This is a genomic window from Mesorhizobium sp. C264A (genome assembly GCF_040324515.1).
In the GTDB taxonomy this organism is placed as follows: domain Bacteria; phylum Pseudomonadota; class Alphaproteobacteria; order Rhizobiales; family Rhizobiaceae; genus Mesorhizobium.
The window spans coordinates 2,387,730-2,411,614 of record NZ_JAMYVY010000001.1 but is presented as its reverse complement, the minus strand read 5'-3'; the positions used below and the strand labels follow the sequence as shown (position 1 = coordinate 2,411,614).

At 64.0% G+C, this 23,885-nt stretch carries 24 protein-coding genes; 20 read left to right on the top strand and 4 right to left on the bottom strand.

The genetic code is table 11. The features are described 5' to 3' along the window. Positions 1–118: 118 nt before the first annotated feature. From NKL04_RS11920 to NKL04_RS11850, 15 genes are all read left to right on the top strand, one after another. The gene (locus NKL04_RS11920) at positions 119–1,372 is read left to right on the top strand and encodes a L,D-transpeptidase family protein (RefSeq protein ID WP_023682396.1); all 1,254 of its coding nucleotides are present in this window, start codon (positions 119–121) and stop codon (positions 1,370–1,372) included. A gap of 183 nt (positions 1,373–1,555) precedes the next feature. Then, positions 1,556–3,202: a Na+/H+ antiporter gene (locus NKL04_RS11915; protein ID WP_023700554.1), complete on the top strand. Its 1,647-nt coding sequence runs from the start codon at positions 1,556–1,558 to the stop codon at positions 3,200–3,202. A gap of 171 nt (positions 3,203–3,373) precedes the next feature. Then, a complete protein-coding gene (gene glyA, locus NKL04_RS11910; protein ID WP_023669349.1) occupies positions 3,374–4,687 on the top strand; it encodes a serine hydroxymethyltransferase in 1,314 nt (437 codons plus the stop codon). Positions 4,688–4,767: 80 nt separating this feature from the next. Further along, the gene (locus NKL04_RS11905; protein WP_023700553.1) at positions 4,768–5,352 is read left to right on the top strand and encodes an invasion associated locus B family protein; all 585 of its coding nucleotides are present in this window, start codon (positions 4,768–4,770) and stop codon (positions 5,350–5,352) included. 138 nt (positions 5,353–5,490) lie between these two features. After that, positions 5,491–5,985 (top strand): transcriptional regulator NrdR, encoded by a 495-nt coding sequence (gene nrdR, locus NKL04_RS11900; protein ID WP_023669351.1) that lies wholly within the window; start codon positions 5,491–5,493, stop codon positions 5,983–5,985. 2 nt (positions 5,986–5,987) lie between these two features. After that, positions 5,988–7,118, top strand: coding sequence for a bifunctional diaminohydroxyphosphoribosylaminopyrimidine deaminase/5-amino-6-(5-phosphoribosylamino)uracil reductase RibD (gene ribD / locus NKL04_RS11895; RefSeq protein ID WP_023669352.1), 1,131 nt, complete (start codon positions 5,988–5,990; stop codon positions 7,116–7,118). 1 nt (position 7,119) lies between these two features. Next, a complete protein-coding gene (locus NKL04_RS11890; RefSeq protein WP_023669353.1) occupies positions 7,120–7,737 on the top strand; it encodes a riboflavin synthase in 618 nt (205 codons plus the stop codon). Positions 7,738–7,831: 94 nt separating this feature from the next. Then, positions 7,832–8,326, top strand: coding sequence for a 6,7-dimethyl-8-ribityllumazine synthase (ribH, locus tag NKL04_RS11885; RefSeq protein ID WP_023669354.1), 495 nt, complete (start codon positions 7,832–7,834; stop codon positions 8,324–8,326). Continuing rightward, a complete protein-coding gene (nusB, locus tag NKL04_RS11880) occupies positions 8,323–8,823 on the top strand; it encodes a transcription antitermination factor NusB (RefSeq protein ID WP_023669355.1) in 501 nt (166 codons plus the stop codon). The genes ribH and nusB overlap by 4 nt, the downstream gene beginning before the upstream one ends. Then, entirely contained in the window at positions 8,820–10,037 is a 1,218-nt protein-coding gene (locus NKL04_RS11875; RefSeq protein ID WP_023700550.1) for an MFS transporter, read from the top strand. Before nusB ends, NKL04_RS11875 begins: the two co-directional genes overlap by 4 nt. Before the next feature lie 177 nt (positions 10,038–10,214). After that, positions 10,215–11,126 carry a glycine betaine ABC transporter substrate-binding protein OsmF gene (osmF, locus tag NKL04_RS11870; protein WP_023689505.1) on the top strand — a complete coding sequence of 304 codons (912 nt, stop codon included), beginning with the start codon at positions 10,215–10,217 and terminating at the stop codon, positions 11,124–11,126. Between the two features lie 316 nt (positions 11,127–11,442). After that, on the top strand, positions 11,443–12,606 hold the full coding sequence (locus tag NKL04_RS11865) for an ABC transporter permease (protein WP_023689504.1): 1,164 nt from the start codon (positions 11,443–11,445) through the stop codon (positions 12,604–12,606). Further along, the gene (locus tag NKL04_RS11860; RefSeq protein ID WP_023689503.1) at positions 12,603–13,541 is read left to right on the top strand and encodes an ABC transporter ATP-binding protein; all 939 of its coding nucleotides are present in this window, start codon (positions 12,603–12,605) and stop codon (positions 13,539–13,541) included. The genes NKL04_RS11865 and NKL04_RS11860 overlap by 4 nt, the downstream gene beginning before the upstream one ends. Continuing rightward, positions 13,538–14,305 carry an ABC transporter permease gene (locus NKL04_RS11855; RefSeq protein WP_023700549.1) on the top strand — a complete coding sequence of 256 codons (768 nt, stop codon included), beginning with the start codon at positions 13,538–13,540 and terminating at the stop codon, positions 14,303–14,305. The genes NKL04_RS11860 and NKL04_RS11855 overlap by 4 nt, the downstream gene beginning before the upstream one ends. A gap of 259 nt (positions 14,306–14,564) precedes the next feature. After that, positions 14,565–16,706, top strand: a complete 2,142-nt coding sequence (locus NKL04_RS11850) for a sodium-translocating pyrophosphatase (protein WP_023689501.1) — start codon at positions 14,565–14,567, stop codon at positions 16,704–16,706. Positions 16,707–16,785: 79 nt separating this feature from the next. On the opposite strand, the gene NKL04_RS11845 is transcribed toward NKL04_RS11850, so the two are convergent. Both NKL04_RS11845 and NKL04_RS11840 read right to left on the bottom strand, forming a co-directional pair. Then, a complete protein-coding gene (locus tag NKL04_RS11845) occupies positions 16,786–17,784 on the bottom strand; it encodes a glycosyltransferase family 2 protein (protein ID WP_023700548.1) in 999 nt (332 codons plus the stop codon). Position 17,785: 1 nt separating this feature from the next. Next, on the bottom strand, positions 17,786–18,331 hold the full coding sequence (locus NKL04_RS11840; protein WP_245264036.1) for a dTDP-4-dehydrorhamnose 3,5-epimerase family protein: 546 nt from the start codon (positions 18,329–18,331) through the stop codon (positions 17,786–17,788). Between the two features lie 296 nt (positions 18,332–18,627). Between NKL04_RS11840 and NKL04_RS11835 the strand changes: the two genes are divergently transcribed. Continuing rightward, positions 18,628–19,089 (top strand): anthrone oxygenase family protein, encoded by a 462-nt coding sequence (locus tag NKL04_RS11835; protein ID WP_023700546.1) that lies wholly within the window; start codon positions 18,628–18,630, stop codon positions 19,087–19,089. 75 nt (positions 19,090–19,164) lie between these two features. Then, the gene (locus NKL04_RS11830; RefSeq protein WP_023700545.1) at positions 19,165–19,692 is read left to right on the top strand and encodes a hypothetical protein; all 528 of its coding nucleotides are present in this window, start codon (positions 19,165–19,167) and stop codon (positions 19,690–19,692) included. Between the two features lie 71 nt (positions 19,693–19,763). Here NKL04_RS11830 and NKL04_RS11825 read toward each other — a convergent pair whose 3' ends face one another. Continuing rightward, the gene (locus NKL04_RS11825; RefSeq protein WP_023700544.1) at positions 19,764–20,678 is read right to left on the bottom strand and encodes a LysR substrate-binding domain-containing protein; all 915 of its coding nucleotides are present in this window, start codon (positions 20,676–20,678) and stop codon (positions 19,764–19,766) included. Between the two features lie 208 nt (positions 20,679–20,886). On the opposite strand from NKL04_RS11825, the gene NKL04_RS11820 reads away from it, so the two are divergent. Further along, positions 20,887–21,927 (top strand): helix-turn-helix domain-containing protein, encoded by a 1,041-nt coding sequence (locus NKL04_RS11820; protein WP_198032064.1) that lies wholly within the window; start codon positions 20,887–20,889, stop codon positions 21,925–21,927. A 100-nt stretch (positions 21,928–22,027) separates the two neighbouring features. Here NKL04_RS11820 and NKL04_RS11815 read toward each other — a convergent pair whose 3' ends face one another. Beyond that, positions 22,028–22,540 carry an outer membrane protein assembly factor BamE gene (locus NKL04_RS11815; RefSeq protein ID WP_023669368.1) on the bottom strand — a complete coding sequence of 171 codons (513 nt, stop codon included), beginning with the start codon at positions 22,538–22,540 and terminating at the stop codon, positions 22,028–22,030. Between the two features lie 115 nt (positions 22,541–22,655). Between NKL04_RS11815 and NKL04_RS11810 the strand changes: the two genes are divergently transcribed. Both NKL04_RS11810 and NKL04_RS11805 read left to right on the top strand, forming a co-directional pair. Then, positions 22,656–23,198 (top strand): ubiquinol-cytochrome C chaperone family protein, encoded by a 543-nt coding sequence (locus tag NKL04_RS11810; protein ID WP_023700541.1) that lies wholly within the window; start codon positions 22,656–22,658, stop codon positions 23,196–23,198. Positions 23,199–23,213: 15 nt separating this feature from the next. Beyond that, a complete protein-coding gene (locus tag NKL04_RS11805; protein WP_023700540.1) occupies positions 23,214–23,762 on the top strand; it encodes a YceD family protein in 549 nt (182 codons plus the stop codon). Positions 23,763–23,885 lie beyond the last annotated feature (123 nt).

Sequence of the window (23,885 nt, the reverse complement as noted above, 5' to 3'; positions counted from 1 at the left end):
ATTGTTAACAGTGCCAACTTTAGAGTGCGGGCGATATCGCCCAACATCGAGCACGTAGCCGAACGCTGCAACAGCCAAACGCTACAAGCCAAACACGACAAGAATGTCTGGAACGTCCATGAGAACCAGCCGCCGCTTTTTCCTTTCCGGAGCTTCCGCGCTCGCCGTTGCCATGGTTGCCAATGCCGCCAGCGCGCAGGATGTGATCGACGATATCCTGAAGTCTTCGAACCGTGGCAATTGGGACGACCAGTTCGACGCCCGCGCCTCCGAAGGCGGCAAGGTCGCCTCGACGCTGCCGATCTTCAGCCTACAGACGGTTGCCTTCACCGAACAGGCTGTGGCGCAGTATCAGAACATCGTCGCCCAGGGCGGCTGGGGCGAGGTGCCGGCGACAAAGAAGCTGCAGCTTGGCGTCGACGATCCGGACGTGGTGCCGCTGCGCAAGCGGCTGATGGTTTCGGGCGATCTGGCGCAGAGCGCCGGCATTTCGACGTCGTTCGATTCCTACGTCGACGCCGCGGTCAAGCGCTTCCAGGCGCGCCATGGCCTGCCGGCCGACGGTGCCATGGGCAAGTACACTTATGCGGCGATGAACGTTTCGGCGCAGATCCGCCTCGGTCAGCTGCAGACCAACCTGGAGCGCCTGCGCGAAAAGGCCGGCACGCTGGGCAGCCGTTATGTGCTGGTCGATATCCCGGCGGCACAGATCGAGGCGGTCGAGAACGATCGCGTCGTGCTGCGCCACACCGCAATCGTCGGCAAGATCGACCGCCAGACCCCGGTGGTCAATTCCAAGATCAACGAGATCATCGTCAATCCTTACTGGAACGCGCCGGTCTCGATCGTGCGCAAGGACATCATTCCGCTGATGCGGAAGAACCCCGACTATCTCAAGGACAGCCACATCCGGCTGTTTGCGCCTGATGGCAGCGAAGTCGATCCGATGACTGTCGACTGGTCGACGGATGATGCCGCAAAATACCGCTTCCGCCAGGATCCGGGTTCCGGCAACGCCATGGCCTCGGTGAAGATCAACTTCCCCAGCCCCGACGGCGTCTACATGCACGATACGCCGCAGCAAAGCCTGTTCGGCAAGATGATGCGCTTCGATTCCTCGGGCTGCGTGCGTGTCCAGAACGTGCGCGACCTCGTCACATGGATCCTGCGCGACACACCCGGCTGGGATCGCCAGCATTTCGAGGCGACCATCAAGACCGGCGAGAACACGCCGGTGCAGGTCGTCAACCCGGTTCCGGTCCACTTCCTCTATGTGTCGGCCTGGTCGACGGGTCCGGGCGTCGTGCAGTTCCGCGACGACGTCTACGCGCTCGATGGCGCCAGCGAACTGCAGATCACCTCTTCGCTCTAGGTGCCTGAATTGTTTATGAAAAGGCCGCCGTGAGGCGGCCTTTTCCGTTCGACATCCCAACAGAAGAAGACTGGTGGCCGCCAGCCATGCAGGCCATGAACACTGCCGGACGTTGCGCCGCAGGCCCATCTGGACGGACTAACGGCAATTGCGCATGGTCCTCAAAACAGCCGGAATCGCGCCATGCAGGTCGCAATCTTCATCCTCGCCGTGCTGGTCTTCGTCGCTCTTTCCGGCGCACTGGTGCGGTTGGTTCGGGTGCCGCTGCCGGTGCTGCAGATTGCCATCGGCGCCGCGCTCGCCTGGCCGGTGAAAGGCATCCATGTCGAGATCGACCCCGAACTCTTCCTGCTGGTGTTCATCCCGCCGCTTTTGTTCGGCGATGCCTATGGAGCGCCCAAACGCGAGCTGATCGCGCTGCGCGGACCGATCCTCGATCTGGCCATCGGGCTGGTCTTCTTTACCATTGTCGGCTTCGGTTATGCCTTGCACTGGTTGGTGCCGAGCATCCCGCTGGTCGTCGCCTTCGCGCTCGCTGCCGTGCTGTCCCCGACCGACGCCGTGGCGGTGTCCTCGATCGTCGACAGAAGCCTGGTGCCGGCGCGGCTGATGCATATTCTGGAAGGCGAGGCGCTGCTCAACGACGCCTCGGGCCTGGTCATGTTCCGCTTCGCCGTCGCCGCCGCCGTGACCGGCAGCTTTTCCTTCGCCGATGCATCGCTGAGCTTCTTTTATGCCGTCGCCATCGGCATCCTGGCCGGCATCGCCGCGTTGTTCATCGCCGCCAGGCTCCTGCAGCTTCTGAATCGCATCGGCGGCGTTCCGGCCGAGGCGCAGGTTCTGGTCATGGTCCTGCTGCCCTTCATTGCCTATCTCGTCGCCGAACATCTGCATGCCTCAGGCATTCTGGCGGCGGTCACCGCCGGGCTTTTGACCGGCGGCTCCGGCGTCTTCCGCTTCCTCGGCGTCTCGGCGCGCATGCAGACGATCTCGCTGTGGACAACCTTGTCCTTCGTCTACAATGGCGCGCTGTTCATCGTGCTCGGCATGCAGCTTCCCGAAATCATTCGCCGCGTGCCGCCCGAACTGACTGGCCATTACCCGATCATCCAGCCGGTCGCGACGGTGATTGCGCTGACGCTGTGCCTGATCGCGCTGCGCTTCCTCTGGATCTGGGTCGGCGACATCGCGGCAGGCCTCAAGGCAAAATGGGGAAAGCGCAAGGCCGAGCCGTTCGGGATGCGTGTGCGGCTTGCCGGCTCGGTGGCGGGCGTGCGCGGCGCGATCACGCTGGCCGGCATCCTGTCGCTCCCGCTCGCCATGCCGGACGGCTCGCCTTTTCCCGCGCGCGACCTGGTGATCTTCCTCGCCGCCGGCGTCATCATCTGTTCGCTCGCCATCGCCAGCGTGGCGCTGCCGAAGATAGCGCGCGGGCTGGTCGAGCCGGGCGAGGATGGCAGCGCCATCGAGGAGCGTCTCGCCCGCATCGGCGCCGCCAAGGCGGCCATCGCCCGCGTCGAAAGCATGGCGGGCGCCAGCGACGACGACCAGGGCGAGGTGCCCGGCGCCAGGCTTGCCGCCGCCGAAAACATCGTCGCCGGCTACCGGCGCCGGATCGCCACTTCGGACGAGGCCGACGACGCCCGGGCAGAGGCCCGCGAAGCCGGGCGGCTGGAGCTCGAAATGCGGCTTGCCGGCATCGAGGCCGAGCGCATCGCCGTGCGCGACATGTTAAGCAGCGGCGCGATCAACGACCATACGGCGCGGGCGCTGTTTACCGAGATCACGCTCACCGAAGCCTTGCTGCAGGGGCGGCAGGAGCGAAAATAGCGGTTCAGGGCCGCTCTGGCGCAATCCGGCCAGCAAATTTCGCGCTGCAAACGTGGCGAGGCGAAAACAACTGTGTTAATGGCGCGGCAATGCATGTCGCCCGGAACCGTGCAGCGGTTTCGGGGCAGCGATATGCATAGATAGATGCCCCGAACCGAAGGATTTCAGGCCATGGCAACTGCAGCGGCAGCGTCGAACAAGTTCGAATCCTTCTTCGAAACCACGCTGGAAGATGCCGATCCGGAGATCTTCGGCTCGATCCGCAACGAGCTTGGCCGCCAGCGTCACGAGATCGAGCTGATCGCCTCGGAAAACATCGTTTCGCGCGCCGTGCTCGAGGCGCAGGGCTCGATCATGACCAACAAATACGCCGAGGGTTATCCGGGCAAGCGCTATTATGGCGGCTGCCAGTTCGTCGACGTCGCCGAGGAACTCGCTATCGAGCGCGCCAAAAAGCTGTTCGGCTGCAACTTCGCCAATGTCCAGCCGAATTCCGGCAGCCAGATGAACCAGGCGGTCTTCCTGGCGCTGCTGCAGCCCGGCGACACCTTCATGGGCCTCGACCTGAATTCCGGCGGCCACCTGACGCACGGTTCGCCCGTCAATATGAGCGGCAAATGGTTCAAAGTCGTTTCCTACGGCGTGCGCAAGGACGACCATCTGCTCGACATGGACGCGATCGAAAAGACCGCACATGAGACCAAGCCAAAGCTGATCCTGGCCGGCGGCACCGCCTATTCGCGCATCTGGGACTGGAAGCGCTTTCGCGAGATCGCCGATGCGGTCGGCGCCTATCTGATGGTCGACATGGCCCATATCGCCGGCCTGGTTGCCGGCGGCGTGCATCCGTCACCGCTGCCGCACGCCCATGTCGTGACCACGACCACGCACAAATCGCTGCGCGGCCCGCGCGGCGGCATGATCCTGTGCAATGACGAGGACATCGCCAAGAAGATGAACTCGGCGGTTTTCCCCGGCCTGCAGGGCGGCCCGCTGATGCATGTCATCGCCGCCAAGGCGGTCGCCTTCGGCGAGGCGCTGAAGCCGAGCTTCAAGCTCTATGCCGAGAGTGTCGCCGCCAACGCGAAGGCGCTGGCGTCGAGCCTCAAGGAAACCGGCCTCGACATCGTCTCCGGCGGCACCGACAACCATCTGATGCTGGTCGATCTCAGGCCCAAGAACGCCACCGGCAAGCGCGCCGAGGCAGCGCTCGGCCGCGCCAACATCACCTGCAACAAGAACGGCATCCCGTTCGATCCGGAAAAGCCTTTCGTCACCTCGGGCGTGCGTCTGGGCACGCCGGCCGGCACCACGCGCGGCTTCGGCCAGGCCGAGTTCCGCGAGATCGGCAAGTTGATCGCCGAGGTGCTGGACGGGCTGAAGGTCGCCAATTCCGACGAAGGCAATGCGGCTGTGGAAGCAGCCGTGAAGGCCAAGGTCGTGGCGCTGACCGATCGTTTCCCGCTCTATCCCTATCTCGGTTGACCGCCAGCGGCGCATCGTCTTTTATCCCGCGCTCTGCGCCGCTTGCTGTTCGGGCGGCGCGGCCTGTTGGAGATCTGACGATGCGCGTGTTCTGTCCTGCCGTTCTGGCCTTCATCGGCTCGCTTGCCGCTGTCGCCGTGTCGGGCGCGATCGCCCAGGAGCAGCCGCAGCCGGGCACGGATATCCCCGCCACAAACACCTTTGGCAGGTGGACCACCATCATCGATGCGCTCGACACCGGCCAGGATTCCCACAAGACCTGCGCTGCCTCCACGGCCTTTGTCGATGGCGGCGGCAATGCCGGCACGCTGACGCTTTCGATCTCGACTGGCGACGCCCTGCCGCCCGATGCCTATCCGGCGATCATGTTCACCGTCGCCAACAAGGAGCTGCCGACCGGCAAGAAGATCGCCGCGACCTTCGGTGACCCCGGCGTCAAGGTTTCCGCGACCGTCTATTCCAATGATGCCGGCCGCCCGAGCTGGACCGTCGACAACCAGGCCAAGACCAGTCTCGCTTTGTTGCGGGCCATGCGCCAGGTCATCTCGCTCGACGTGACGTTCGGCAAGCAAGCCGTCGCCAGCATCCCTATGGACGGCTTCACAAAGGCCTACCGCAACCTCGGAACGTCCTGCGGCTTCCCGACCAAGGACGTCGCCCCCTGACATATCTGGCGCGGCTGGCAATTTTCCTCCCGCCTCGCTATCTCTGAGGGCGCCAGCGGCCGTTGCCGAACCTTTGCCGTCCCGGCAAAAACCTCTAAGCCTATCGTTCCGCCAGAATCGCCAACCTGAAGGCTCTCCATGCGCTGTCCCTATTGCCAGTCCGAAGATACGCAGGTGAAGGATTCGCGCCCCGCCGAGGATGGCGCGGCGATCCGCCGGCGGCGCGTCTGTCCCGATTGCGGTGGCCGTTTCACCACTTTCGAGCGCGTCCAGTTGCGCGACCTCGTGGTGGTGAAGAAGTCCGGCAGAAAGGTGCCGTTCGACCGCGACAAGCTCTTGCGTTCGGTGGAGATCGCGGTGCGCAAGCGCAATGTCGATCCCGAGCGCATCGACCGCGCCGTCACCGGCATCGTGCGTCAGCTCGAAAGCTCCGGCGAGACTGAAATCGCCTCGGGCGAGGTCGGCCGGCTCGTCATGGAAGCGCTGAAGTCGCTCGACGACGTCGCCTATGTCCGCTTTGCCTCGGTCTATCGCAATTTCCGCGAGGCCAAGGACTTCCATGACGTGCTGGGTGAGCTCAAAGGCGACGAGCTCAAGGGCGACGAGCTGAAGAGCGAAGAGGACGCCGGCTGAGCATGGCAAGCCAAACGTCAGGGAAGGCCGATCAGCAGGCCCTCGATCGCCGCTTCATGGCCGCGGCGGTGAGGCTCTCGCGCAGGAATGCCGGCCGCACCTCGACCAACCCTTCCGTCGGCACCATAATCGTTCGCGACGATGGCGCCGGCCCGATGATCGTCGGCACAGGGGTCACCGCTGTTGGCGGCCGGCCGCATGCCGAGACCGAGGCGCTGGCTGAAGCCGGCGAGTTGGCGCGCGGCGCCACGGCCTATGTCACGCTGGAGCCCTGCGCCCACCATGGCCGCACCCCGCCTTGCGCCAACGCGCTGGTCAATGCCGGAGTGGCGCGGGTCGTCGGCGCCGCCAGCGATCCCGATCCGCGCGTCTCCGGCAAAGGCTATGCCATCCTGCGCGCCGCCGGCATCGAAGTGGTCGAAAAGGTGCTGGTCGAGGAAGCCGCCGAGCAGATGGCCGGCTATTTGATTCGATCCCTGAAAAAGCGCCCGGAAGTGACTCTGAAGCTTGCGCTTTCCAGCGACGGCAAGATCGGCAGGCATGGCGCCGGCCAGGTTGCGATCACCGGCGATGTCGCCCGCCGCGAAGTCTATCTGATGCGCGCCGAAGCCGATGGCATACTGGTCGGCATCGGCACGGCGCTGGAGGATGATCCCGCGCTCACCGTGCGGCTGCCGGGGCTGGAGAACCGCTCGCCGGCGCGCATCGTGCTCGACCGCCAGATCAGGCTGCCCGAAGCCTCGAAGCTGGTCTCCGGCATCGACCGCGTGCCGCTCTATATCGCCGCGAGCCTGGAGGCCGACCCGCTGCGGCGGTCGGTGCTGGAGCGTGCCGGTGTGCGCTTCATCGGCACCGAAACCCATGAAGGCGGCATTGCCTTGCCGGAACTGCTCGAGGATCTCGGCGCGCTCGGCATGGCCAGCGTTCTGGTCGAAGGCGGCGCCAAGGTGGCCAGCGCCTTCCTCGCCGAGGGATTGGTCGACCGCATCGTGCTGTTCCAGGGACCGGAAGCGATCGGCGAGGGCGGCATTGCATCGCCCATCGACGCCAACCATATCCCGGCAGGCTTCCGCAAATTGCGCGAGATGCGCTTCGGGGAAGACAGCTATGCCGAATGGGTGAGAGATATCTGAAATGTTCACTGGAATTGTCACCGATATCGGCACTGTCGCGGCCATCAAGCCGCTGAGCGAAGGCGTCGGCCTGCGCATCGACACTGCCTATGATCCCGCGACCATCGCTATTGGCGCCTCGATTTCCTGCGGCGGCGTCTGCCTGACGGTGACGGCGCTGCCAGATGGCGGCTCGAATGCCCGCTGGTTCGAGGTCGAAGCCTGGGAAGAGGCACTGAGGCTGACCACGGCGTCGGGCTGGAAATCAGGCACCAAGGTCAATCTCGAGCGGGCACTGAAGATCGGCGACGAACTCGGCGGCCACATCGTGTCGGGCCATGTCGATGGCATGGCCGAAATCGTCGAGCGCAAGGACGAGGGCGATGCCGTGCGCTTCACGCTGGAGGCGCCGCGCGAACTGGCGAAATTCATCGCGCCCAAGGGTTCCGTCGCACTCGACGGCACCTCGCTCACCGTCAACAAGGTCGAAGGCGCCCGTTTCGACGTGCTGTTGATCCACCATTCGCTGACCGTGACGACCTGGGGCGAGCGCAAGGTGGGCGACAAGGTCAACCTCGAGATCGACACCATGGCCCGCTACGCCGCGCGACTGGTCGAGGCAGTGAAAGAGGGGCTTTGAGCCCCCCTGGGAAATTAGACCGGGCCTGAGCGTCGGACAAAGCTTGCGAATGTGACCGCTTCAGCCTAAGTCACCGGTACCCCCGGAGACATTCATGGCAGGCACATCCCAACACGGCAAAGCGTTCATTCGCCCGAAGAAGAAGGCCCACCTTCTGATTATCGAGGCGCGCTTTCATGACGATCTTGCCGACGCGCTGCTCGACGGCGCGACGAGCGCGCTCGACGAAGCCGGCGCGACCTATGACGTCATCACCGTTCCCGGTTCGCTGGAAATTCCAGCAGTGATCACTTTTGCGCTCGACGGCATGGGCGAGGGCGGCAAGGACTATGATGGTTTTGTCGCGCTCGGCACCATCATTCGTGGCGACACTTATCATTTCGACATCGTCGCCAATGAATCGAGCCGCGCGCTGATGGATCTCTCGGTGCAGGAAGCGATTGCGATCGGCAACGGCATCCTGACCACCGAGAACGACGCGCAGGCCTGGACGCGCGCCAAGCGCTCGGAGGGCGACAAGGGCGGCTTTGCCGCGCGCGCGGCGCTGACCATGATCGCGCTCAAGGAGAAGCTGGGAGCGCAATCGTGAGCGAACCCGCTTCGCCCGGCCAGCCCGCGACACGCCATGCCAATAAGCGTGGCGCCGCCCGTCTGGCCGCCGTGCAGGCGCTTTACCAGATGGACGTGGCCGGCAGCGGCGTCTTCGAGATCACCGCCGAATACGAGGCGTTCCGGCTCGGCAAGGAAGTCGACGGCGCGCTTTATCGGGAGGCCGACGCGCAGTGGTTCCGCGCCATCCTGGCCGGCGTCGTCGAGAACCAGACGACCATCGATCCGATCATACGCCAGGCGCTGACGGAAGACTGGCCGCTGTCCAGACTCGATTCGACGTTGCGCGCCATCCTGCGCGCTGGCGTCTACGAACTGATGAAGCGCGACGACGTGCCGGTGGCCGTCATCGTTTCGGAATATGTCGACATCGCCAAGGCCTTCTACGAGGAAGACGAGCCGAAGCTGACCAACGCCGTGCTCGACCGTGTGTCGCGCCGGGTGCGGGGCGAGGGGCGCGGCAAGGACGCATTGTGACCGGCACCGTCGCCGGCGCAGCACGGGACGCGCGCCGCACGGCGATCATCCTGGCGACGTCGCAGGCGATTATCGGTTCGGCCGCGCCGATTGCCATTTCCATGGGCGGGCTGGCCGGGCAATATCTGCTTGGCCCCGATAAGTCGCTGGCAACGGCGCCAATCACCGGCTTCAACATCGGCGTGGCGCTCGGCGCGTTGCCGGCCGCGGCCATCATCCGTTGGCTCGGCCAGCGCGGCGGTTTCATGACCGGCACCATCGTCACCGCGCTTGGCGGCGTCATCTCCACGTTGGCTCTGTTCCACGCCAGCTTCTGGCTGTTCGCTTTCGCGCTGCTGGTGATCGGCGTCGGCGGCGCCTTCGTCCAGCAGTTCCGCTTCGCCGCCGCCGATAATGCTCCGCCCGAATTCAAGGCGCGCGCCATTTCCTTCGTGCTGGCCGGCGGCGTCATCACCGCGATTCTCGGGCCGCAGATCGTCATCTTCACCCGCGAATTGCTGGCGCCGGTGATGTTTGCCGGCTCGTTCGTGGCCATTCCGGTTCTGGCGGCGGCCGGCGCCATCATCCTGTCATTCCTGCGCATCCCGGCCAAGGCTCCCGGCCACGCGGAAGTCGCGTCAAGCGACGCCCGGCCGCTGTCCGAGATCGTCACCCGGCCGCGTTTCGTCGCGGCACTGTTTTGCGCCGTCGGCAGCTATGCGCTGATGAGTTTCGTCATGACCGGCGCGCCGCTGGCCATGGTCGGCTGCGGCCTGTCGACGGACGACGCCACGCTCGGCATTTCCTGGCATGTGATGGCGATGTTTGCGCCGAGCTTCTTCACCGGATCGCTGATCCATCGCTTCGGCGCCGAACGCATCGTCGCAACCGGCCTGGTCCTGCTCATCGGCTGCGCCGCGGTGGCATTGTCCGGCCTGCATTTGTGGCAGTTCTGGACGGCGCTGATCCTGCTTGGCCTCGGCTGGAATTTCGCCTTCATCGGCGCCACCTCCATGGTCGCCGACAGCTACCATCCGTCCGAAAAGAGCAAGGTGCAGGGCTTCCACGACTTCGTCCTGTTCGGCTCCGTCGCCTTCGCCTCGCTAATGTCGGGCGCCATCTACAATGCCTGGGGCTGGGAGATGCTGAACTGGCTGGTTTTCCCGGTCGTCGCCCTGTGTTTCGTCGCCCTTGGCGCGCTCAAACTGACCGGATCGCGCAAAGCCCGCGTCTGATCGGGTTCTATCTTTGGCTTGGCACGACCTGTCAGCATGGCGCCGACCGAATCGCGGCGACCGCACAAAATTATTGCGTCTGTACCCATTGTTATGAAACCGTGTGCCCCGACGGGGCGTTGAAGCCATGCTCATATGCGGCCACCGCATTTCGGTCCAAAGCAAGGGGTTTTCACAATGTTTTCAGTCAAGATTCTGGCCGGCGCGGCGTTGGCGCTCGGCATCACGGCCGCCTCCGCCAATGCCCAGGTGGTCGTCTCCTCGAAGATCGACACCGAGGGCGGCGTGCTCGGCAACATCATCCAGCTTGTGCTCAACGCCAACAACATCAAGACCACCGACCGCATCCAGCTCGGCGGCACGCCGGTGGTACGCAAGGCGATCACCGCCGGCGAGATCGACATCTATCCCGAGTACACCGGCAATGCCGCTTTCTTCTTCGAGAAGGCCGACGATCCGGTCTGGAAGGATGCCGCCAAGGCCTATGAGACCGCCAAGAAGCTCGACTATGACGCCAACAAGATCGTCTGGCTGTCGCCGTCACCGGCCAACAACACCTGGGCGATCGCGCTGCGCAAGGAGGTTGCCGAGACCAACAAGCTGGCGACCCTGACCGACTTCGGCAAATACGTCGCCGGCGGCGGCACGGTGGTTTTGGCGGCGTCGGCTGAGTTCGTCAATTCGGCGGCAGCCCTGCCGGCGTTCCAGACCACTTACGGCTTCACGCTGAAGCCGGAGCAGTTGATCACGCTTTCGGGCGGCGACACCGCCGCGACAATCGGTGCTGCCGCCAACCAGACCAACGGCGCCAACGCCGCCATGGTCTACGGCACCGACGGCGGCATCGCGCCGTCCGGCCTGGTCGTGCTCGCCGACGACAAGGGCGTGCAGCCGGTCTACCAGCCGGCGCCGATCATCCGCGAAGCGGTGCTGAAAGAGCATCCGGAGATCGAGACGCTGTTGAAGCCGGTGTTCGCCAAGCTCGACCTCGTCACGCTGCAGGAACTCAACGGCCGCGTCCAGGTCGGCGGCGAGCCGGTCAAGGGTGTCGCCGAGGACTTTTTGAAGAAGAACGGGTTTTTGAAGTAGTCAGCGCATAGCTGATCGTGACGCTGGTGCGAGACACCCCTCTCTGGAAGCTGCTGATCTCCCCCCTTGCGGGGGAGATGGCCGGCAGGACAGAGGGGGGTGCTGTCCCGCCGACCTCACAACCGGTAGCAGGTGCGTGCCTCGACAGGGTTGCTTCCGAACAGGCCGACGCTCGAGAGCTGACGATCCTTCACACCCCCCTCTGGCCTGCCGGCCATCTCCCCCGCAAGGGGGGAGATCGGACTTCGCGTCGGCTTGCACCGATCACCAGCGTAGTCTGCGCAACGTGGAAAATCGCTCCTCATGAGGGGCATCCATGACCCTGCGTTTCGACAAGCTCGGCATGGTTATCGCGGCGATCGTTGCCTATGCGGCGTTTCTGGCTCCGTTCGCCACCTTCCGCGCCAATCGTATCGTTCCCGGTCAGGCGCGCTCGATCCTGGAGGCGCTGCCGGCCACAGTCGGGCCGCTACTGCTGGCGATCGTCGTCGTGGCCGCAATTGTTGCCTTGCTGAAAACCCCGCTTGTCCTGCGCCTGGCCGCAAGCGTCGTGGCGCTCGCCGCCCTTGCCATCCTGATCGGTGTCGCCGGCACCTTCCTGACGCCGGCCGGCAACACCTTCGCCCGCATCTCGCCGGCTTCCGGGTTCTGGCTGTTGATCTTTGCCTTCACATTGTTGCTCGCCGACGTGCTGACCAGGCTCAACCTGTCGCCACCGGCCCGCGTCGGCGTGCTCGTCCTCGCGGCGCTGGCCATCGGCTTGTTGCTGATATCGGGGCAGTGGGACAGCCTGTCGATCCTCAAGGAATATGCAAACCGCGCCGATAGTTTCTGGGCCGAAGGCTCCAAGCACATCACGCTGGCGCTGGGGTCGCTGGCGGCGGCGGTGATCGTCGGCCTGCCGCTCGGCATCCTGTGCCACCGCGTCGAACGGTTGCGGGCCGGCGTGCTCAATGTGCTCAACATCGTCCAGACCATACCCTCGATCGCGCTGTTCGGCCTGCTGATCGCGCCGCTGGGCTGGGTCGCCGCGCATGTTCCGGGTGCCGCAGCGCTCGGTATCAGAGGCATCGGCACCGCGCCCGCCTTCGTGGCTTTGTTCCTCTATTCGCTGCTGCCGGTGGTGGCCAACACCGTGGTCGGGCTTGCCGGCGTACCCCGCGCGGCCAATGATGCAGCGCGCGGCATGGGCATGACCGATGGCCAGCGCCTGTTCGGCGTCGAGTTTCCGTTGGCCTTTCCGGTGATCCTCACCGGCATCCGCATCGTGCTGGTGCAGAACATCGGCCTGGCCACCATCGCCGCACTGATCGGCGGCGGCGGCTTTGGCGTCTTCGTCTTCCAGGGCGTCGGCCAGACCGCAATGGACCTGGTGCTGCTCGGCGCCGTGCCGACGGTGGCGCTGGCCTTCGCCGCGGCCATCATCCTCGACGCAGTGATCGAAATGACCGCCACCAGGCGCAGGGTTGAAACGGCATGATCGAGATCGAAGGCATTACCAAGCGCTATGACGCGACGACCGTGGTCGACGACGTGTCCATGGTCGTCGAGCCGCGTACGGTTTGCGTCATTGTCGGTACCTCCGGTTCCGGCAAGACGACGCTGCTGCGAATGATCAACCGGCTGGTCGAGCCGACCGCCGGCGTCATCAAGCTCGACGGCAACGACAACCGCACGCTGCCCGGCTACGAGCTGCGCCGCAGCATCGGCTACGCTATCCAGGGCCACGGCCTGTTCCCGCACCGCACCGTTGCGCAGAACATCGCCACCGTGCCGGTCCTGCTGGGCTGGGACAAGGACCGCATCAAGGCCCGCGTCGATGAGTTGATGACACTCTACCAGCTCGACCCCGAGGCCTATGGCCCGCGCTACCCGCACGAACTGTCCGGCGGGCAACAGCAGCGTGTCGGCGTCGCCCGCGCGCTCGCCGCCGAGCCCAATGTGCTTCTGATGGACGAACCGTTCGGCGCACTCGACCCGATCATCCGCACCAAGGCGCAGGAGGACCTGCTGGCAATCCAGAAGCGCTTCGGCACCACCATCATCCTCGTTACCCATGACATGGAGGAGGCCGTCCACATGGGCGACAAGATCGCCGTCATGGATGCCGGAAAGCTGGTGCAATACGCCAAGCCGGAAGAAATCCTGGCGCGGCCGGCGAACGCCTTCGTCGAAACCCTGGTCGGCGCCAGCGAAAAGCCGTTCCGGCTCTTGTCGCTCGGCCGCGTGCGCGACGCCGTGGAAAAGGGGACTGCCGAAGGCGAGGCGATCCCAGGCGACGCCAGCCAGCGCGACGCGCTGGCCGAGCTTCTGTGGTCGGGCCGGCCGGCGCTGCCGGTCAAGGGCGAAGACGGCAAGCTGCTCGGCCGCGTCACCGTCGACGGGCTGGTGAAGCGCGCGGCGAGGCCGGCATGAAAGGGGCCGGTCTAAAAGCCTGGCTGCCTTCGCTGCTCAGGCTTGCCCTGGTGGTGCTTCTCATAGCCTTCGTTACCAATCCCGGCTGGTTCGAGCCGCTGTTGAAGCCGCTGACCGAAAACAATGCGCCGGCGATCTACAATCAGGGCAGCCTGCTGACGCTGACCCTGCTGCATCTCAGGACCGTGCTGATCGCTACCGTCGCCGCAACCATCGTTGCCGTGGCGCTTGCCATCCTGGTGACCAGGCCGGCGGGCGCCGAATTCCTGCCGCTGTCGCGCAGTCTGGTCAATATCGGCCAGACCTTTCCGCCGGTGGCGGTGCTGGCGCTGGCGGTGCCCGCCGTCGGTTTCGGCGAGAAGCCGACGCTGATTGCGCTGTTTCTCTACGGCCTGCTGCCGATCTTCGAGAACGCGCTGACCGGCCTCACGACGCTGCAGGGCAACATCATGGAGGCCGCGCGCGGCGCCGGCATGACCGGCTGGCAAAGGCTGATCAAGGTTGAATTGCCGCTGAGTGCGCCGATCATTCTGGGCGGCATAAGGCTGTCGGTGGTGATCAGCCTGGCCACGGCGACGATCGGTTCGACGGTTGCCGCCAAGACGCTGGGCGAGGTGATCATCGCCGGCCTGCTGTCCAACAATCTCGCCTTCGTCCTGCAAGGCGGCCTGATCGTCGCGGCGCTGGCGGTGCTGATCTATGACGGACTGTCCGCCATCGAGCGCTATACGGCGCGCAAGATGGGGCAGGAGACTGGCGACTGACCTTCGCTGGACTGCGGGCAAAGCATTGACTGACGCGGCGTCATTTCAATCGATCTAATAGCAGGGCATCGGCAATGGGAATGTGTGGCCTAAACCTTTTGGCTGAAAGCGGGGCAAAAACCGAACAATATCTTGACGTTCCGAGCCCTGTTTCGCATACACCGCTGCGAAGGACGGATTCCGCCTAGGCTTATCCGCTCCCCGCACCAACCGGCCAGGGAGGGGTTCTTTTGGGCCATCAATCGAGGAAAATTCGGCAATGACCATCATTTCTGCCGTCATCGCCTGCGGCTTGCTTTCAATCCTTTACGCCATCTGGGCGACACGATCGGTTCTTGCAGCCGATCAGGGCAATGCACGCATGCAGGAAATCTCCGCCGCCATCCGCGAAGGCGCGCAGGCCTATCTGGCGCGCCAGTACACCACCATCGCCATTGTCGGCGTGGTCGTGCTCGTGCTCGCCTGGTGGCTGCTTTCGATCACCGCCGCGGTCGGCTTCCTGATCGGCGCCGTGCTTTCGGGCGCCGCCGGTTTCATCGGCATGCACGTCTCGGTGCGCGCCAATGTGCGCACCGCGCAGGCGGCGTCCAACAGCCTCGCCGCCGGTCTCGACATCGCCTTCAAGTCGGGCGCCATCACCGGTATGCTGGTGGCTGGCCTGGCGCTGCTCGGCGTGTCGATTTACTACTATATTCTGACCGGCCCGATGGGCCTGCAGCCCAATGACCGCATCGTCATCGATGCGCTGGTTTCGCTCGGCTTCGGCGCTTCGCTGATCTCGATCTTCGCCCGTCTGGGCGGCGGCATCTTCACCAAGGGCGCCGACGTCGGCGGCGATCTCGTGGGCAAGGTCGAAGCCGGTATTCCCGAAGACGATCCGCGCAACCCGGCCACCATCGCCGACAATGTCGGCGATAATGTCGGTGATTGCGCCGGCATGGCCGCCGACCTCTTCGAGACCTATGCGGTGACCGTCGTTGCCACCATGGTGCTGGCTGCCATCTTCTTCGGCGGAACCGCCGCTCTGGGTGCGGCGATGCTCTATCCGCTCGCCATCTGCGGCGCCTGTATCCTGACCTCGATCGTCGGCACCTTCTTCGTCAAGCTCGGTTCCAACGGCTCGATCATGGGCGCCCTCTACAAAGGCCTGATCGTCACCGGCCTGCTGTCGATCGTCGGTCTCGGTGTCGCTACCTCGGCAACCGTCGGCTGGGGCGAGGTCGGCACCGTCGCCGGCATGACCATCATCGGCAAGAACCTGTTCATCTGCGGCCTGATCGGTCTCGTTGTGACCGGTCTTATCGTGGTGATCACCGAATACTATACCGGCACCAACAAGCGCCCGGTGAACTCCATCGCCCAGGCCTCGGTGACCGGTCACGGCACCAACGTCATCCAGGGACTTGCGGTGTCGCTCGAATCGACCGCACTGCCGGCAATCGTCATCGTCGGCGGCATCATCTCGACCTACCAGCTCGCCGGCCTGTTCGGCACGGCGATCGCGGTCACCACCATGCTCGGCCTTGCCGGCATGATCGTCGCCCTCGACGCCTTCGGCCCGGTCACCGACAATGCCGGCGGCATTGCCGAAATGGCCGGCCTGCCCAAGGAAGTGCGCCACTCCACCGACGCGCTCGACGCGGTCGGCAACACCACCAAGGCGGTGACCAAGGGCTATGCCATCGGTTCGGCCGGCCTCGGCGCGCTGGTGCTGTTTGCGGCCTATTCGAACGATTTGAAGTTCTTTGCCGCCAATGGCGACAAATATCCGTACTTCCAGGGCATGGGCGATGTCTCCTTCGACCTCTCCAATCCCTACGTCGTAGCCGGCCTGATCTTCGGCGGTCTGATCCCGTATCTGTTCGGCGGCATCGCCATGACGGCCGTCGGCCGTGCGGCCGGCGCCATCGTCGAGGAAGTGCGCAAGCAGTTCCGCGAGGATCCGGGCATCATGGCCGGCACCTCCAAGCCGAACTATGCCCGGGCCGTCGACCTTCTGACCAAGGCGGCGATCCGGGAAATGATCATCCCCTCGCTGCTGCCGGTGCTGGCGCCGCTCGTCGTCTATTTCGGCGTGCAGCTGATCTCGGGCTCCAAGGCGTCCGCCTTTGCGGCACTCGGCGCCTCGTTGCTCGGCGTCATCGTCAACGGCCTGTTCGTCGCCATCTCGATGACTTCGGGCGGCGGCGCCTGGGACAATGCCAAGAAGTCGTTCGAGGACGGTTTTGTCGACAAGGACGGCGTCAAGCACCTCAAGGGCTCCGAAGCGCACAAGGCTTCGGTCACCGGCGACACGGTTGGCGATCCCTACAAGGACACCGCCGGCCCGGCGGTCAACCCGGCAATCAAGATCACCAACATCGTGGCGCTTCTGCTGCTGGCCGTGCTCGCGCACGGCTAAGGCAACGCCACTGCTTCAGGAACAAACCCGCGGGAGCGATCCCGCGGGTTTTTTGTTTGAGATTCACGCTGGGGTCTGTTCAAACTTCACCCGGCTCGCTGCCGGCATCGCCACGCTTGCTGTAGCGATCGAGCAATTCGCTCACGCCGGGCTCGCGCTCAGGCATCGGCGCCAGGCCACGCAGGCGCCGCAGCTTGGCAAGGAAGGCGCCTCGCTTATACTTGCGGCGGAAGGCGCGGGCGCGGGGATGGATGCCAAGAGCCGCCATCAGCCTGCGCCTGAGATAACTCGATGCCGCCAAGCGAATGGGTTCGCCCGCGCAGCCAAGGATTTTCACGCGCAAGGCGTCCGGCGTCTGCATGGCGTCCAGAAGATCCTTCTGTTCCTGCGCATTGTCGCCGAGATAGGAACCCTTGCGTATGCCGGAATGCAGCTTGATCACCGTGAGGTGTGGCATCGTCGCGATCACCGCGCCTTTTCGCCATGCCCGAAACAGCCAGTCCTGCGAGCTTTCGCAAAAGCACTGGCTGGCGGGTCGCCAAAGTCCGAGCAGGCTGAACGAAGCGCGGCGAAACATGTGTGCCGAGCCAAATCCTTCCGTCGTTACCGGATCGTAAAAACCGTCCTTGCCCGACCCGAAGATCGAATTGACGAGATCGCCTGCCGCCGATGGCGGCCCAATGACGGCGCCGCGCGCCAGCACCACGTCGGCGCCTGTGGCGTCGATCCAGCCGGTCGTCGCCGCCAAATGGTCGGGAAACCACAGATCGTCGTGGTTGAGCAAGGCGACGAAGCGGCCACGCGCCCTGGCAAAGCCGATATTGTTGGGACCGGACTGTTCGCCGAAATTGACGGGAAGATCGATGTAGACGATGCGGGCATCGTCAAATTCAGCGACAACGGCCGCCGTATCCGGCCTGCAATCGTCCCCGATGACCAAGGCTTCCCAGTCTTGCAACGTCTGGCGCATGACGCTGGTCAATGCCTGCCGCAGCGCTGCCGGCCGGTTGTGCGTCGCGATCACGATCGAGACCAGCGGTTCGCCGCCGGCCTGGTCGCGCTGCGCCGATGCTTCCACGCTACACCAGTCTGTAGGGAATGTGGTCGGTGTCTGGCGGCAGGCGCCAATGGTCGGGCTGATCGTAGGCATAGGCCTTGTCGACGAGATTGAGCAGCACCGCCGTCTCCGCTCCGAGCGAGACAACACCATGCCATATGCCGGGCGGAATGATGACGACCGCCGGGCGCAGCGGGCCGATAATCTTGTGCCAGACGGCGCCGAAGGTCGGCGAGGCCTTGCGTCCGTCAAACAGCGAAATGCGAACGCTGCCGACGCAGCAGAACAGCCGGTCGGTCGTCACCGCATGGGCATGCCAGCCCGTCACCGCGCCGGGATACAAGGTGCGTTGGAAGACCTGGCCGACCGGCTCCGAATCGAGCTCCCACTCCTCGCGAAAGATCTCGGTCAGATAGCCGGTGGAGGTTGCGACCGGCCTGATCTCCTTGACCCTCACGCCATCGATCGTCACCTGCTCGATGGGCATCCAGTCAGGCGTGACCACTTGGCTGTCAGCCGTTCCGGTCGCCATCCAGCCTGTCGGTTTTGTCCGGGTTTTTTCCGGCACGGATGCTCCTCCCAATTCAGCGTGATGCGCCATTGGCCAGCACGGTCTGATACGAATTTGACCGGTCGCTGGCAAGTACGCGTCAAGGTTTGCTGATGGGTTTCGATCTCACGGCACTTGATGTTTTGATGCAATCGGAGGGCCGCATTGCCCAAAACATCGTTCCGTTCTGCCCAAGCCCGGACCGTTCGCCTGCTTTAATACCCCGGCCATGGCCAGGACATTGCGATCGACGCGGTGTCTGCTCGCCCTCGCGGCGATTTCGGGCAGGGAAAGGCATTTCGGCAGGAAAAGACATGGACATGTTTTTGATGACGGCTTCGCTTGCGCTGGCTGGAATTATTGCCGGCATCTACGTCTCGGGCGTAATCCATGATTTTCGCATCGATGATCTTACCGCCGGCCAGTACATGGCCATGCATCAGATGCGCGACCGGACGTTTACTCGCGTGATGCCGTTCGTCAGGCTGACGACGCTGGTGCTGATCGCGGCGATGGCGATGTTTGCGGTCGATGCCGGCCTGCCGCGCATCCTGACCATCGTCGCCGCGGCGCTGGTGGTGCTCGACATTGGCTTCACCGTCAGCCGTCAGGTGCCGCTCAACAAACAGGTGCAGAGCTGGACGCCGGTGACCATCCCCGATGATTGGGCGCAGACGCGCGACAGCTGGGCGGCCAACCACAATTTGCGCCTTGTGCTTGGACTGGCCGAATACGCCTGCCTGTTTGCCGCGGTCATCCTGACGCTCAGCCGGTGATTCAGTTTTTACGGAACGCCGCGGCATGGGTCGGCACTTCTGCCGGCCGCCGCCGTTGAAAACAGGAGTATTGCCATGCTGCATCACGCTTCATTCAACGCCCGCGATCCGCAGGCCGTCGCCAGCGTCCTTGCCGAAATGCTTGTCGCCACCGCGGTTCGTGCGCCGTCGCCGCCATTTCCTGAGGGCGCATGGTTTGTCTGCCTCGGCGACGATTTCGGCTCGCTGATCGAAATCCTGCCGTGCGGCACGGTTCTGGACCAGCAAGCGCCGCTCGGCATCGGCTTCGACCCGAACATGCGCCTGCGCTCCGGCTCGCATGTGCTGCTCAGCACGCCCAATTCGACCGAAACCATCCAGGGCATTGCCGCCCGCATGGGCTGGCATAGCGAGCTGATCGATGCCCGCCTGTTCAAGGTGCTCAAGGTCTGGGTCGAGGACGAAACTGGTCGAATTCCTGACGCCCGAGATCGCACCGCTATACCGCGCGACATTCGCCTGGGGCGGCATGGCGACACTCGACGCCAAGCTGCGCGAGCTGGAGAGCCAGATGGCGGCAGCGCTTGCCGCCAAGGCGGCGAACCAGTCGGGCCGCAAGGATGAGCAACTGGCCGATACGATGAGTCCGTGAGCCCCGACGCCTTCCGATGAGAGCTCCTGGACGGCCGCCGAGGTCAACCGGCGCCGGTGTTGTCGCCGGCTTCCGCCTTCAGCCAGTTGATGAACGATCTGGCAGGCTCCCAGGCGGAGATGGACGGGTGGACGACGACGTAGTGGTTCCAGTTCGTCGGTATGTCCGTCGTCAGGAGGCGGACGAGCCTGCCGGTCCGCAAATCGCTCTCGACCAGCGACTTCCTCGCGATAGCGACGCCCAGACCGCTCGCCGCCGCTTCGACCGCCAACAAGGTGCCATTCAGATTCATGCCGTCGCCAACCGTATCCAGCGGCAGATTGTTTCTCTCGAACCAGTGGCGCCAATTGGCGCCGCTCTCGTCATTTTCGGCCGTCGTGTCGAGGATGCGGAACAGTCGCAGCACATCGTGCTGGTCTCTGACCGGGCCGTTGGCGGCGAGATAGTCGGGACTGACGACAGGAAAGATCGCATCTGCCATCAGCCATTCGGTCTCGACGGCCGGATAGTGTCCGCCGCCGAAACGCAATGCGATGTCGACTGTTCGCTGCGAAAGGTCGACGACTGCAAGATCCGCATTGATGTCGATCTCTGTTTCGGGATGCTTTTTGCGAAACCTGTGCAGGCGCGGGGCCAGCCAGCGTACGGCATGCGAAGGAATGGCAGTGACCCTCAGCCTCGTGCGCTCGTTGCGCGCGACACTCGCGACCGTGCTCTGGATTTCCAGCAATGCGCGTCGCACGCCCGCGGACAATCGTTCGCCTTCAAGCGTTAGTTCGACGCGGCGGACATGGCGGGTGAACAGAAGCACGCCGAGATCGGCTTCGAGATCGGCGATGCGGTGGCTGAGCGCGCTTGGCGTAACATTCAGCTCATCGCCGGCGCGCTTGAAGCTGCCCAGCCGGGCAATGACCTCGAAAGCACGAATGGATTCCAGTTGTGGAAGCCGTCTTGTCATTTGCCGTTACCCGATCCTGCCCATGGGTTCCTTAGCATGAATGAACAAAGCTCATCCATAGCTTCGTAAATAGTCTTTTGTCCAAGTGCGCAAATCATTGTAGCCATCCAGTGCCCCCCGATTGCCGCCGTCGGATGAGAGGCCGTTCATGGAACGAGCCTCGACTACGAACGACAGTGAAATGAAGACAATCGCTTGGGAGTACCCCATGACTATTCGACCCCCCGAGTTTGCGTATGCGCGCTTTTCGACCGCCATGTGGCCGCGAGCGGAATGGCGAAACGTCTATTGCGACCTGTTGCGCCGGATGGTGACCGACATGGATTTTAACGTCACGGAGGAAAAGCTCTCCGTCGACGCGACCATCCTGCGGCTGCCGGGCGTCGGCATTGCCGATTCGAGGACCACCGCCTTCCGCACCATCCGTTCCAGCGCCATGGCCAAGGGGACCGATGACTACATTTTCTTCATGTGTCTGGAGGGCGCTGCCACCTTCTCGCATCTCGGCCGCGAGGCCAGCATCGAGGCCGGCCAGGCAATCCTTCTGTCCTCCTCTGATCCGCATGTGATCGAGCGGGCGATGTCGCGTCATCTCTTCATCACCATCCCCAAGGCAGCGCTCGGGCCCATGGCTGCGAATGCGGATGCCGCCCTGATGACGCCGATGTCATGCGTGGGCGAAAAGTTCTTGCTGCTGACCAGCTATGTCCGTCTGCTGATGCAGGAGCCGAACCTGGCCGCGTCCGAATTGCGCTGGCTTGCCGCCAAGCACATACAGGACCTTGTCGCGGTCGTGATCGGGGCAACGCAGGACGCCACTGAGGTCGCCGCAGGCCGCGGCATACGCGCCGCGCGGCTGCGCGCCATCAAAGCCGATATCGAAAGCAATCTGGCTTCCGGCGATGTCGGGTCCGACGCGCTGGCCGGGCGCCACCGCGTCAGCGCGCGCTATATCAGAAAGCTGTTCGAGGGTGAGGGTACCTCGCTGTCGCAGTTCGTGCTTGGCCGGCGGCTGGCGCTGGTTTGCAGCAAGCTATCCGACCTGCGCCTGGCACACCGCACCATCGGCGCCATCGCCTTCGACGCCGGCTTCGGCGATCTCTCGACCTTCAACCACGCCTTCCGCCGGCATTTTGGCATGACGCCTTCGGAAGCGCGGCAGAGTGCGGCTGTGCACCGCGCCTCGCTGGAGCCCGGCGGCCGAACAGGCCACGCGCGGCAAAGCGCGACGGGTGTTGCGGCCGCATGACCTCAAAACAAAAGCCCGCAGGATCGCTCCCGCGGGCTTTTGGTCGCCTGAGATGGTGTCGCTTCGGGGGAAGCAAAAATCTGAGGAAGGCGGTCGCTTCTTAGGCGCCGCCGCCAGGAATGGGGGGCGCCAGCTTGCTGGCGCCTTTGATGATCTGGCTGAGGAAGTTCTGGTCCTTGCCGCCGGTCGGCGTGGTGCGCGAGATGAAGTCGAAAATCTTGCCGTCCTTCAGACCGTAATTGGCAATCTGGGTGACGCGCCCGTCCTCGCCAAAATAGACCGCGAGCACTTTCTGGTCAACCAGGCGCGGCTTGTCGAAAGCGACATAGCGCTTGCGCGTCTGCGAAATGTAATAGAACGCCTCATTGTCGAAGGTGGCTTTCGTCGATGGCGTGCCGAGCGCCAGAAGCACCTGTTCGCGGCTGGAGCCCACCGGCACCGAATCGACCGCCTGCTGGTCGATAACATAGCCCTGCGTCAGCGTCTCGCTAGGGTTAAGGTCGCCGAACATCTTGGACGAATTGCAGCCCGACAGCGCGGAAGCCACCAGCACCAGCGAAACCGCGGCGGTGGCCCCAGGCAGAAAAGTCGACTTGAATTTCAGCGCGCGCAACAACAACTCCATTAGCTGGCCGCAACTTGCGCTGGGCGGCAAAACCGGTAAACCAGCTTGCTTGCCGATGCAACAAGGCCCATTCAAACAATCGGTCCCCAGGAGACCACCCTCAATGTTCCAGCGCCTTTTTGGCCGCGAACGCAACGCCAACCGCGCTATCACCGAGGCGCTTTACGCACAAATCGTGGCGGCGGCGCGGCAGACCGTGTTTTATTCCCACTGGAATGTGCCGGATACGCCGCTCGGCCGTTTCGAGATGCTGTCGCTGCATATGTTCCTGTTTCAGCACCGGCTGCGCGGCGAAGAGGGCGTCGCGCATGAGGTCGCGCAGGTGCTGATCGACGAGTTCTTTCTCGATGTCGAGCATTCGCTGCGGGAACTGGGCGTTGGCGATGTCGGCGTGCCCAAGCGCATGAAGAGGCTGGCCAAAATGTTCTACGGCCGTACCGCCGCCTATGACGACGCGCTGGAACGCAGCGACCGCGACGCGCTTGCTGCCGCCCTGGCGCGCAATGTCAGACCCGATGCCGGCGCCTGGCCGCAAGCCCTGCCGCTGGCGTCCTATGTAATCGATGCCGCAAGGCAGCTTGAAGCACAGCCGTCCGAATCGGTCGTTTCCGGTGCCGTGGCGTTTCCCGTCGCGAAAGCGGAGTAAGGAGGGGAGACCAAGATGAAACATGTGGACACGCCTAGCCCGGTCTCATTCGCGGCCAATGTCGGCCGCCTGCCGCACAAAGGTTTGCAGGTGGTGATCGACGCCGACGCCGCGCAGCGCGTAATGCTTGCGCGCGAGCACGAGCTGCTTTCTGTCGAAAACTACCGTGCTGAGCTTTTGGTGGCGCCGTGGAAGCGCAATGGCGTCAAGGTCAGCGGCCGCGTCGAGGCTGATATCACCCAGGCCTGCATCGTCACCCTTGAGCCGGTCGCGGCCCATATCGACGAAGAGGTCGAGGCGCTGTTCCTGCCGGAGCAATCCAAGCTCGGACGGCAAGGGTTCGAAGGCGGCGGCGAGATCCTGCTCGACGCCGACGGGCCAGACGGCCCGGAAACATTCTCCGGCGACACGATCGACGTCGGCGCGCTCGCCGAACAGTTCTTCGGGCTGGCGATCGATCCTTATCCGCGCAAGGCAGGCGCCTCGCTCGATGCCGCCGGCCCGAACGAGCCCGTCGAGAATGAATTCCAGCAAAAGCTGCGATCCTTGCTTGGAAAATCCTAAAACACGAAGCGATCGGAGAAAAGCCGGTTGTGCGGGAGCCCAAAACCGCTATTTTCGCCGAACCTTCGCGAGCCCCCGAATTTCGCGAGTTTAGTATTTCTTTCGCGGGCCATGTGCCCTGGC

Bases quoted from the DNA above. Each gene is read 5' to 3' on its own strand.
- NKL04_RS11820 (WP_198032064.1), top strand. From the start codon at position 20,887: ATGACTATTCGACCCCCCGAGTTTGCGTATGCGCGCTTTTCGACCGCC.
- nrdR (WP_023669351.1), top strand. From the start codon at position 5,491: ATGCGCTGTCCCTATTGCCAGTCCGAAGATACGCAGGTGAAGGATTCG.
- NKL04_RS11835 (WP_023700546.1), top strand. From the start codon at position 18,628: ATGGACATGTTTTTGATGACGGCTTCGCTTGCGCTGGCTGGAATTATT.
- ribH (WP_023669354.1), top strand. From the start codon at position 7,832: ATGGCAGGCACATCCCAACACGGCAAAGCGTTCATTCGCCCGAAGAAG.
- NKL04_RS11890 (WP_023669353.1), top strand. From the start codon at position 7,120: ATGTTCACTGGAATTGTCACCGATATCGGCACTGTCGCGGCCATCAAG.
- NKL04_RS11855 (WP_023700549.1), top strand. From the start codon at position 13,538: ATGAAAGGGGCCGGTCTAAAAGCCTGGCTGCCTTCGCTGCTCAGGCTT.
- NKL04_RS11920 (WP_023682396.1), top strand. From the start codon at position 119: ATGAGAACCAGCCGCCGCTTTTTCCTTTCCGGAGCTTCCGCGCTCGCC.
- NKL04_RS11915 (WP_023700554.1), top strand. From the start codon at position 1,556: ATGCAGGTCGCAATCTTCATCCTCGCCGTGCTGGTCTTCGTCGCTCTT.
- osmF (WP_023689505.1), top strand. From the start codon at position 10,215: ATGTTTTCAGTCAAGATTCTGGCCGGCGCGGCGTTGGCGCTCGGCATC.
- NKL04_RS11805 (WP_023700540.1), top strand. From the start codon at position 23,214: ATGAAACATGTGGACACGCCTAGCCCGGTCTCATTCGCGGCCAATGTC.
- NKL04_RS11830 (WP_023700545.1), top strand. From the start codon at position 19,165: ATGCTGCATCACGCTTCATTCAACGCCCGCGATCCGCAGGCCGTCGCC.
- glyA (WP_023669349.1), top strand. From the start codon at position 3,374: ATGGCAACTGCAGCGGCAGCGTCGAACAAGTTCGAATCCTTCTTCGAA.
- NKL04_RS11860 (WP_023689503.1), top strand. From the start codon at position 12,603: ATGATCGAGATCGAAGGCATTACCAAGCGCTATGACGCGACGACCGTG.
- NKL04_RS11850 (WP_023689501.1), top strand. From the start codon at position 14,565: ATGACCATCATTTCTGCCGTCATCGCCTGCGGCTTGCTTTCAATCCTT.
- NKL04_RS11905 (WP_023700553.1), top strand. From the start codon at position 4,768: ATGCGCGTGTTCTGTCCTGCCGTTCTGGCCTTCATCGGCTCGCTTGCC.
- ribD (WP_023669352.1), top strand. From the start codon at position 5,988: ATGGCAAGCCAAACGTCAGGGAAGGCCGATCAGCAGGCCCTCGATCGC.
- NKL04_RS11825 (WP_023700544.1), bottom strand. From the start codon at position 20,678: ATGACAAGACGGCTTCCACAACTGGAATCCATTCGTGCTTTCGAGGTC.
- NKL04_RS11865 (WP_023689504.1), top strand. From the start codon at position 11,443: ATGACCCTGCGTTTCGACAAGCTCGGCATGGTTATCGCGGCGATCGTT.
- NKL04_RS11810 (WP_023700541.1), top strand. From the start codon at position 22,656: ATGTTCCAGCGCCTTTTTGGCCGCGAACGCAACGCCAACCGCGCTATC.